This window comes from Kitasatospora sp. NPDC001527 (assembly GCF_040298605.1).
GTDB lineage: Bacteria > Actinomycetota > Actinomycetes > Streptomycetales > Streptomycetaceae > Kitasatospora.
In genome coordinates this window covers 1-8,099 of record NZ_JBEPAM010000102.1, presented here as the reverse complement: position 1 = coordinate 8,099, position 8,099 = coordinate 1, and the positions used below count along the sequence as shown (strand labels likewise).

General features: G+C 75.2%; 8 protein-coding genes and 6 tRNA genes. 9 read left to right on the top strand and 5 right to left on the bottom strand.

Annotated features, from left to right (window positions below):
- Positions 1–213: 213 nt before the first annotated feature.
- Entirely contained in the window at positions 214–783 is a 570-nt protein-coding gene (locus tag ABT238_RS38385; RefSeq protein WP_350570333.1) for a CGNR zinc finger domain-containing protein, read from the top strand.
- A gap of 28 nt (positions 784–811) precedes the next feature.
- Here the strand turns inward: ABT238_RS38385 and ABT238_RS38380 are convergent, their stop codons facing one another.
- Positions 812–1,300, bottom strand: coding sequence for a hypothetical protein (locus ABT238_RS38380; RefSeq protein ID WP_350807187.1), 489 nt, complete (start codon positions 1,298–1,300; stop codon positions 812–814).
- Between the two features lie 147 nt (positions 1,301–1,447).
- Here ABT238_RS38380 and ABT238_RS38375 point away from each other — a divergent pair, with 147 nt between their 5' ends.
- Positions 1,448–1,948 carry a DsbA family protein gene (locus ABT238_RS38375; protein ID WP_350570335.1) on the top strand — a complete coding sequence of 167 codons (501 nt, stop codon included), beginning with the start codon at positions 1,448–1,450 and terminating at the stop codon, positions 1,946–1,948.
- Positions 1,949–1,961: 13 nt separating this feature from the next.
- On the opposite strand, the gene ABT238_RS38370 is transcribed toward ABT238_RS38375, so the two are convergent.
- From ABT238_RS38370 to ABT238_RS38360, 3 genes are all read right to left on the bottom strand, one after another.
- Positions 1,962–2,804, bottom strand: a complete 843-nt coding sequence (locus ABT238_RS38370) for a GNAT family N-acetyltransferase (RefSeq protein ID WP_350570337.1) — start codon at positions 2,802–2,804, stop codon at positions 1,962–1,964.
- A gap of 96 nt (positions 2,805–2,900) precedes the next feature.
- Positions 2,901–3,731: an aminotransferase class IV gene (locus tag ABT238_RS38365; RefSeq protein WP_350807181.1), complete on the bottom strand. Its 831-nt coding sequence runs from the start codon at positions 3,729–3,731 to the stop codon at positions 2,901–2,903.
- A 78-nt stretch (positions 3,732–3,809) separates the two neighbouring features.
- Positions 3,810–4,871: a chorismate-binding protein gene (locus ABT238_RS38360; RefSeq protein ID WP_350807178.1), complete on the bottom strand. Its 1,062-nt coding sequence runs from the start codon at positions 4,869–4,871 to the stop codon at positions 3,810–3,812.
- Between the two features lie 302 nt (positions 4,872–5,173).
- Between ABT238_RS38360 and ABT238_RS38355 the strand changes: the two genes are divergently transcribed.
- The 6 genes from ABT238_RS38355 to ABT238_RS38330 all read left to right on the top strand — a co-directional run bounded on the left by ABT238_RS38355 (position 5,174) and on the right by ABT238_RS38330 (position 5,808).
- Positions 5,174–5,246: transfer RNA gene (locus ABT238_RS38355), tRNA-Gly, on the top strand.
- A 40-nt stretch (positions 5,247–5,286) separates the two neighbouring features.
- Positions 5,287–5,357, top strand: a tRNA-Cys gene (locus tag ABT238_RS38350).
- Between the two features lie 37 nt (positions 5,358–5,394).
- Positions 5,395–5,469, top strand: a tRNA-Val gene (locus ABT238_RS38345).
- 27 nt (positions 5,470–5,496) lie between these two features.
- A tRNA-Val gene (locus tag ABT238_RS38340) sits at positions 5,497–5,568 on the top strand.
- A 55-nt stretch (positions 5,569–5,623) separates the two neighbouring features.
- Positions 5,624–5,695 (top strand) — tRNA-Val (locus ABT238_RS38335).
- A gap of 41 nt (positions 5,696–5,736) precedes the next feature.
- Positions 5,737–5,808 (top strand) — tRNA-Val (locus tag ABT238_RS38330).
- 261 nt (positions 5,809–6,069) lie between these two features.
- On the opposite strand, the gene ABT238_RS38325 is transcribed toward ABT238_RS38330, so the two are convergent.
- Complete coding sequence (locus ABT238_RS38325) at positions 6,070–6,270, bottom strand: hypothetical protein (RefSeq protein ID WP_350570341.1); 201 nt, start codon at positions 6,268–6,270, stop codon at positions 6,070–6,072.
- Between the two features lie 441 nt (positions 6,271–6,711).
- Between ABT238_RS38325 and ABT238_RS38320 the strand changes: the two genes are divergently transcribed.
- On the top strand, positions 6,712–8,099 hold a 1,388-nt coding region (locus tag ABT238_RS38320), incomplete at its 3' end, for a serine/threonine-protein kinase (protein ID WP_502891501.1).

Sequence of the window (8,099 nt, the reverse complement as noted above, 5' to 3'; positions counted from 1 at the left end):
GCCGGCCATCCCACGGATGGCCGGCCTCGCTGCCGGGCGCGGCCGTTTCCGCCCGCCGAGGACCCCGCCCGGCGGGAACTCCGTACAGAGTGACGGAATCCGTACACATCTTCGGGACAAGCCGCCGCCGCGCGCCGCACCGCCCCGGTAAGGTCTGGGAATGACCCGTAGTCGCGGGGTGCCCACGGCCCCCTCCGCGCGAGGAGCCTCCACGTGCTGATCACCCATGACACCGAGTGCGCGCTGAGCATCCTCGTCGAGCTGCTCAACACCGCACCCGAGGTGTGCGGCACCGAGCTGCTGCCCGACGTGGCCGCGCTCGACGCCTTCGTGGTCCGGCAGGAGATCAGCGAGGTCGACTCGCTGACCGAGGACGACCTGCGCCAGGTGCACCGGCTGCGCTCCCGGCTGCGCGAGGTCTTCGGCACGGAGTCCACCGAGGAGGCCGCCGAACTGGTCAACGCCCTGGTCGCGGCCGCCGGCACGACGCCGCGGCTGACCAACCACGACCACCACGGGTGGCACATCCACTACTTCGCGCCGCACGCCGCCCTCGGCGACCACCTGGCCGCCGAACTCGGCATGGCGCTGGCCTTCATCCTCACCGCGGGCGAGCGCGAACGGCTGCGCCGCTGCGAGGCGCCGGACTGCGCGCGGGTCTTCGTGGACCTCTCGCGCAACCGCTCCCGCCGCTACTGCGACAGCCGGACGTGCGGCAACCGGCTGCACGTGGCCGCCTACCGGGCCCGCCAGCGCTCGGCGGACACCGTCCCCTCGGCCTGAGGCCGCCGGCGCGGCCGGGCCGCGGCACTCAGATGCCGCGGCGGCGCAGGATCTCCTCGATGTCGGCGAACTCGCCGAGTCCGTCGTCGCCCTTGCCCTTCCCGGCCTTCCCCGCCTTCTCCGCCTTCTCCGCCTTCCCGGCACCCTCGGGGGCGGCGGGAGCCACCGCCGGACGGGCCGGGGCGGGCCCGGCGGCGGGGGTGGCGGCCTCGCGGCCCTCGGTCACGGCGCCGCGCCGGCCCACCCAGCGGGTGGTGACGAGCAGCCCCGCCGAGACCGCCAGCAGCACGATGCCGGTCCACACCCGGGGGTCGAAGACCAGCTTGACCGCCCAGTCGGCGATCTCGTCGCCGATCGTCCGGGCCACCGGGAACAGTCCGGTCAGGTAGAGGCCGGCGGGCAGCAGCGCGACGGCGAACCAGCGGGTCGCGGAGAGGAAACGGCGGCGGTAGGCGCGCAGGCCCGCCACGGCCACGCCCGCCGCCGTGAGCACGAAGGCCACCGCCCCGGTCAGCACGGCCGCCTCCCCTCGCCCGTCGCTTCGGCCGTCGCTCTGTCAGTCGGACTGATCATCTCGTCGGACCTCCCATCGCTCTCGGTCATGCGCTCTGGCCGGGCCCGGCCGCCGGAACGGCATACGGCCCACTGATGGAACACTGGGGGCATGATCGAAGGTTCCCTCCCCCGTCTCGAGTTCTGGTGCGAGCTCCAGTGCCCGGACTGCCGCACCGCCCTGGCCGACGTCCGCGCGCTGCGCGAGCGCTACGGCGACGCGCTGCCGATCGAGCTGCGGCACTTCCCGCTGGAGAAGCACAAGCACGCCTACGCCGCCGCCGAGGCCGCCGAGGAGGCGTTCGCGCAGGGCCTGGGCTGGCCGTTCGTCGAGGCGCTGCTGGCGCGGGTCGAGGACCTGGAGGCGCGCGGCCCCGAGGTGCTGCTGGAGGTCGCCCGCGAGGTCGGGGTGGACGCCGAGGAGGTGGACACCGCGCTGGTGGACGGGCGGCACATGCTGACCGTCGACGCCGACCAGGCCGAGGGCCGGGCGATCGGGGTGACGGGCACGCCGACGTACGTGATCGCCGGGCAGCGGCTCGACGGCGGGAAGAGCCAGGACGGCCTGCTGGAGCGCGTCGTCGCCGCCGTCGAGGCCGCCCGGGCGGCCTGACGCCCGCCGCCGCTCACAGCAGCGGCTTGCCGTACACCCGGTTGGTGACCCGGTAGCCGAGCGACTCGTAGAGGCCGATCGCGACCTCGTTGCCGCTGAAGACGTTCAGCCCGAGGTCGCGCACGCCCACCGCCAGGCACTCGCGCTCGGCCAGGCTCATCAGCGTCCGGCCGTGGCCGCGGCCGCGGTGGGCGTCGGCCACCTCGACCACCATGACCCAGGCCAGCGGGGCGCCGTCGGGCAGGTCGCGCAGCCGCAGCGCCAGCCAGAGCGAGCCCAGCGGCTCCTCCCCGGGCCCGTACAGGCGGCGCAGCGCGACGCCCGGGGTGTCCGGGCCCTGCGGCAGCAGCCTGGCGTGGTCGGCGTCGGACTTGGCGCGCGCCTCCTCCTCGCCGAGGCCGGAGGCGCGCAGGTCCTGCAGGTAGCCGTCCTTGGCCTCGGCCAGCCAGGCCGGGAACTCGGCGGCGCCGATCGGACGGACGACGGCGCCGGCCGGCAGGGCCGGCGGCGCGTCCAGTCTCTTGACCATGTTCCGCATCCGCTCGGTGTAGCCGAGGGTGACCGCGAGCGAGCGGGCGACCTGCGCGCTCTCGGGGATGTCGGCGTCCACCCGGATGCAGCCCCAGCCGCGCAGCACCTCCTCCGCGGCCAGCGCGCCGATCGTGCCGCGCCCCCGGCCGCGTCCGCTGCGGACCTCCAGTTCGGCTATTTCGCCCCAGAGTTGGCTTCCGCGCGGGACGGCGGTGGTGCGCAGACCGCCGACCGGGCGGCCGTTGACGCAGATCTGCCAGCGCCGGGTGCGGCCGCCGGCGGGGGTGGGGGTCTCCGGGCTCTCGGGGCGCAGCGTGGTGGTCATGTCGGGGTCCCTTCCCCGCCGTCCGGGTCTTCTACCGGCCCGGGCGCCGCCGGCCCCGCCGGGTGGTCCCTCGGCGGGGGCGACGGGGCGTCCCGCTCAGGGGTCGAGGTCGTCGCCGCTGCGCTGGGCGAAGGTGGCCATGGCCTTGGCGGTGATCGGGCCGGGGCCGGGCAGTTCGCGGTCGTCGACGCGGGTGACGGCCTGGACGTCGCGCAGGGAGGAGGTCAGGAAGATCTCCTCGGCCTCCTGGAGGGCGTCCAGCGGGAGGTCGGCCTCCTCGGCGCCGCACCAGTCGACGACGAGTCGGCGGGTGATGCCGGCCAGGCAGCCGGAGGAGAGCGGCGGGGTGAGCAGGCGTCCGCCGAGGACGACGAAGACGTTGGAGCCGGTGCCCTCGCAGAGCCGGCCGGCGGTGTTGGCGAGCAGGGCCTCGGTGGCGCGGGCGCGGTGGGCGGCGGCCAGGGCGACGACGTTCTCGGCGTAGGAGGTGGTCTTGAGGCCGGCGACGGCGCTGTGCTCGTTGCGGCGCCAGGGGACGACCGTGACGGCGGTGGTGTCGGGGCGGCGGGTGGCGGTGCCGAGGGAGGCCACCAGGGTGGGGCCGCTGTCGCCGCGCTCGGAGCCGAGCGGCGCGGTGCCGCCGGTGTAGGTGATGCGCAGGCGGCCGAGCGGCATCGGGTTGGCGGCGAGGACGGCGGCGCAGGCCTCGCGGACCAGATCGTGGTCGGGGTCGGGCAGGCCGAGGCCGCGGGCGGAGCGGGTGAGCCGCTCCAGGTGGCGGGTGACGGCGAAGGCCTTGCCGTCGACGGCCTTCATGGTCTCGAAGACGCCGTCGCCGGTGGTGAGTCCGTGGTCGAGGACGGGCAGGGCCGGGTCGGCGGAGTCGACGAGGGTGCCGTTGACCCAGCTGGTGGTCGGATGCTGCATCGCGGAGGTGCTCCTCGCGGGACGGGCGCGGGCCGGCCGGCTGCGGGTGGCGGCGCCGGGCACGGTCCGTGTCGGGGTTCAGTCGGTCTCGGGGCGGGTGTAGGTGCCCGACGCTATCGCGACCAGCCGGGCGGCTTTCAGCTCGGTTTCCGCCCATTCGCGCTCGGGGTCGGAGCCCCAGGTGATGCCGGCGCCGGTGCCGAAGCGCAGTTCGGGCGCCGCGGGGTCGGTCCGGTCGATCCAGAAGGTGCGGATGCCGACGGCGAGTTCGCCCTCGCCCCGGTCGGCGTCGACCCAGCCGACGGCGCCGCAGTAGGGGCCGCGGGGGGCGGTCTCCAGGGATTCGATGATCCGCAGGGCGCTGGACTTGGGGGCGCCGGTGACGGAGCCGGGCGGGAAGGTGGCGGCGAGCAGGTCGGGCCAGCCGGCGTCGGGGCGCAGGGTGCCCTCGACGGTGGAGACCAGGTGGACCAGGCCGGGGTGCTTCTCGACGGCGCACAGGTCGGGGACGGTGACGGTGCCGGTGGCGCAGACCCGGCCGAGGTCGTTGCGGACCAGGTCGACGATCATCACGTTCTCGGCGTGGTCCTTGTCGAGCAGGTCGTGCTCGGTGCGGCCGGTGCCCTTGATCGGGCCGGAGGAGACGGTGCGGCCGGTGCGGCGCAGGTAGAGCTCGGGGGAGGCGGTGGCGATCTCCACGCCGTGCTCGGGCAGCCGGATCGTTCCGGCGTAGGGGGCGGGGTTGCCGTGGGCGAGCAGGCCGGTGAGGGCGTCGACGTCGGAGCGGGCGGGGTCGGGCAGGGGCGCGGAGAGCACCCGGCAGAGGTTGGCCTGGTAGACCTCGCCGGCCGCGATGTGGTCGCGCACGCGGCGGACGCCCGCGGTGTAGGCGGTGTGGTCGAGGGAACTGCGCCAGGCACCGGCGGCGGGGCCGAGCCAGTCGGCGCCGGAGGGCGGGGCGGGGGCCGGGCGGACGTCGTCGAAGCGGGCGCAGGTGAGCCGGCCCTCGAAGTCGTAGGCGACGGCCCACCAGCCGGTGGAGTCCAGCGCGGCGGGGTCGGAGGTGACGTCGCGCAGTCCGGTCGCGAGGCGGCCGCCGAAGCGGGCGAGGGGGTGCTGGGGGGCGGGGTGGCCGGACACGGTTCTCCTGCACGGGGCTCTGCTGGGGGTTGCGGTGCCTGAAGTGTAGGTCGGGGGGCGTGAGCAGAGCCGGGCGTCGCGCGGGCGTACGCCGGATGACCTGGGGGTGTCACCGAGGGTGTCGATCCGCCCGCTCCTCACCCGTCCGGGCAGGTCGGCCCGGGGCCGGGCGGGGGACGTCCGGCCCCGGCCTGCCGGGCACGCTGCGGGAACGGATTTTTAGCTGGCCCGGGAATCCGCTAGAGTTCAACACGTCGCCAGGGAGCGCAGCCGGGAAAACCGGTGAAGATCCCGGCCGACAGGCGGACGTGGCTCAGTTGGTAGAGCATCACCTTGCCAAGGTGAGGGTCGCGAGTTCGAATCTCGTCGTCCGCTCGGTGAAGGACAGTGTAAGATCGTCCTTCGAGTGTTGCCTGGTGGAGTGGCCGAGAGGCGAGGCAACGGCCTGCAAAGCCGTCTACACGGGTTCAAATCCCGTCTCCACCTCAAAGAGGTTCACCCGGCTCCGCCGGGTGGCCTCCCCGCGCGATTAGCTCAGCGGGAGAGCACTACCTTGACACGGTAGGGGTCACTGGTTCAATCCCAGTATCGCGCACCATGCCCGGCTCCGCCGGACACCTTCCCCGCGCGATTAGCTCAGCGGGAGAGCACCACCTTGACACGGTGGGGGTCACTGGTTCAATCCCAGTATCGCGCACGTCGATCTTCCAGGATCTCCGGATCCGGGGGTTCGCTGCGGCAGCACCGCACCAGCGCGATTAGCTCAGCGGGAGAGCACTACCTTGACACGGTAGGGGTCACTGGTTCAATCCCAGTATCGCGCACGTCAGACCCTCCGGGGTCTGCTGCAGGACCGCCTTACCAGGCGCGATTAGCTCAGCGGGAGAGCACTACCTTGACACGGTAGGGGTCACTGGTTCAATCCCAGTATCGCGCACAGTGACGGCCGGGGCCGCGACTCGTACGGGTCGCGGCCCCGGCCGTTTTCGGCGTTCCCGCCGGCAAGAAGGCAGCAGAAGAGCCGCGTACGGTCGCCCTCACCGACGTCCGTACGCGGCCTCTCCGCCTGCCGGGGCGCTCTGCGCGCCGCTCTCGCCCGTCCGCGGTCATCGCGGGCGCGGCCTCCCCGGCGGCACTGGCTCCCCGTCCCCAGGGGATCAGTGCCCGATCGTGGTGGGCACCCTCGGTGCCCGGCCGGTCAGCGGCCGATCAGCTCGGCCACCGCCTGGGCCTGGTTCGCCATCTGCTCCCAGCCGCCGAACAGGACGGCCAGCAGCACCGCGCAGGGCAGCGCCATGGCCACCGCCACCGCCGGGTGCCTGGTGGGCTCCGCGGCGCCGGGCTGGGTGAAGGCCGGCCGACGGCGGCGGGAGGTGGTTCCCGTGGGCTGCGGTGCCATGCCCTTGACTCCTCTTTCGTGCGCTCGGCCGGTGGATGGACGGTGGTGCTACGTGGACGCGGTGGACGGCTTACCTCGGGGGACGAGCTCCCCGTCCACCGCTGAGAACAACGGTATGGCGGGAGGGGGTTGGCGGGCGTCATGCCGTCGTACTGTTCTCCGGGCCTCCCGGAGGATGACGATCCCACTCTGGTAGTACTACCGCAGGCGGAGACGTCCGGGACCCGGTCCCAGGGGGAACCCTGAGGGGTGACCCCGAGAAACGATTCGGCAGCGCACCGCCAATGTCAGTCCAAGATCCGACAATCGGACGGTGGCTTCAGGTGTTGCGTATCAGCACACCGCAGCGGGCAGTCCGTAAGCTGTGCCAGACAGGAACTGACGACGCCCCATCCGACGGGGCCTCACCCACAGTCTGACGGGGAAACGAGAATGGCGATGATGCGGCTGAGGCGTGAGGACCCCCGCATCGTCGGGCCGTACCGCCTGCACCGGCGGCTGGGAGCCGGCGGCATGGGCGTGGTCTACCTCGGCTCGGACCGCCGGGGGCAGCGCGTCGCGCTCAAGCTGATCCGGGCCGAGCTGGCCGAGGACGTCGAGTTCCGCACCCGCTTCGCCCGCGAGATCGCCGCCGCCTCCAGGATCCGCGGCGGCTGCACCGCCCGGGTCGTCGGCTCCGACATCGAGACCGACCGGCCCTGGCTGGCCACCGCGTACGTGCCGGGGCCCTCGCTCTACAAGCGGGTCGGGGACGAGGGGCCGCTCGGCTGGCCCGAGGTCGCCCGGATCGGGGCGGCGCTCGCCGACGGGCTGGTCAAGGTGCACGAGGCCGGTGTCGTCCACCGCGACCTCAAGCCGTCCAACATCCTGCTCTCGCCGCGCGGGCCGCGCATCATCGACTTCGGCATCGCCTGGTCGCGCGGGGCCAGCACGCTCACCCACGTCGGCACCGCCGTCGGCTCGCCCGGCTTCCTCGCCCCCGAGCAGGTCCGGGGGGCCGCCGTCACGCCCGCGACCGACGTCTTCGCCTTCGGCGCGACGCTCGCGTACGCGCTCACCGGCGACACCCCGTTCGGCTCCGGGGCCTCCTCGGAGGTCATGCTCTACCGCGTCGTCCACGAGGAGCCCGACCTGTCGGCGGTGCCGCCGCAGCTGGCTCCGCTGATCGGGGCCTGCCTGGCCAAGGAGCCCGCCGAGCGGCCCGGCGCGGCCGCGCTGCACGAGCGGCTGAGCGAGCTGGCCGCGCGCGGCGCGGCGGCCGGCCCGGGCCCGGCGGCGGGCGGCGCGGCGGGCCACGGCTCCGGCGGGCCGTTCGGCCGCGCGCGCGGGGCGGTACGCGGCCAGGCCGGGGCGGCGGGAGCGGGTGCCGCGGCGGCGCGGGGCGCTGCCGGGCGCGGTGCCGCGCAGGGGCCCGGTACGGACCGCACCGGCGCTGCGGGGCACCCCGGACATTCCGCACACCCTGGGCATCCCGCACACCCGGCGCGGCCGGCCGGGGCGGTGCCGCCCGCATCGCCCGGCGCCGCGGCAGCACGCGGCGTCCCGGCGCCCGGGCGGGCGCCCGAGCAGTCCGCCACCGCCCGGGCCCGGGCGGGCGCGGGCGGCGGCGCGCCGCGGCGGGCCCCGGTGCCGGGAGACGGGCAGGCGGCCACCGCGCCGCTCCCCCGGCCCGAGGCGCTCCAGGCCACCCGGCCGATGCGCGAGCGCCAGCAGACCCCGCCGCCCGCGCGGCCCCCCCCGCCCCCCCCCGGGGGGGGGGGGGGGGGGGGCCGCGCCCCCCCCCCCCCCCCCCCCCCCCCCCCCCCCCCCCGGCCCCCGGGGGCGGCGCC